The organism is Vibrio sp. 2134-1 (assembly GCF_033339495.1).
The window spans coordinates 1-1,013 of the sequence record NZ_JAWOUS010000152.1 but is presented as its reverse complement, the minus strand read 5'-3'; the positions used below and the strand labels follow the sequence as shown (position 1 = coordinate 1,013).

Below are 1,013 nucleotides of genomic sequence, written 5' to 3'. Positions count from 1 at the left end.
GCTCACACACCAAAATAAAACGGCACCAATGCAAACCGACAAAGAAGCCGATCCTGAAGTGCAACGTGGCTTTGATGAAGATTACGACATGGCAGGCAAGCTAAAAGGGGTCGATGTGATTTTTGGCGGCCACTCTGACCATGGCTTATGGAAGCCTGTCGTGCACCCAAAAACGGGCACAGTTATCGGCCTCACTTTCGGCCAAGGTAAATACTTGGGTTACACTAAATTTGCCGTAGACACCGAAAAGCACGACGTAAAACTGCTGGACGGAAAACTGATCCCTGTCGAGTCAGACAAGCTTGAACGCGACAAGAAAACCAGCGATCTTATCGCCAGTGCTCGCAAACAATACCCAGAGCTTGGTCAGCAGTTGGCGACCATTAATGACACGGCGTACCGACGTTATTATCGCGAATCCAACGTAGGTAATTTAGTAGCAGATATGATGCGCGAAGCCGCTAAAGCGGATGTGGGTATGATCAGCTCGGGCAGTATTCGCGTTGACCTCAACAAAGGCCCAGTAACGATGGAAAACGTAATGGATCTTTTCCCATTCACAGATAAACTTTCCGTCGTAAAACTCAACGGCGCACAGTTGAAAGAACTGTTGGAGTACAGCTACACCTTGCCTTACGGTCTGGCACAATTCTCCGGTATTGAAGCGCGCTACGACAACGCAAAACCACAAGGTAAACGCCTGCTCAGCCTGAACGTAAATGGCAAACCAGTGAACGACTCGCAATCATACAAAGTGGCCACTTACTCTTACGCAGCGAGCGGGGGCGACGGTTATCATGTTTTTGAAAAAGGCACGTTAGAATCGCAAGGCGATTCAGTCACCCAAGTATTGATTGACCAATTTAAAGCCAAGAAAGACGTTATCGTTCCGGCGCTTGGTCGCCAAGTGGATGTCAGAGCCAAAGAGTGAGTCTCTGACAAATAACCTCAAAGGATAAGCACCATGACTTTTCGTCAAGAATACAATGGCTGTAAATCATTTGGCTGCCCTA

1 protein-coding gene is annotated in these 1,013 nt (G+C 48.1%); it reads left to right on the top strand.

All coding sequences use genetic code 11. The features are described 5' to 3' along the window. Positions 1–931: bifunctional metallophosphatase/5'-nucleotidase (locus tag R7R78_RS24570; RefSeq protein ID WP_225474430.1), on the top strand; the 931-nt coding region annotated here is incomplete at its 5' end. Between the last annotated feature and the right edge of the window lie 82 nt (positions 932–1,013).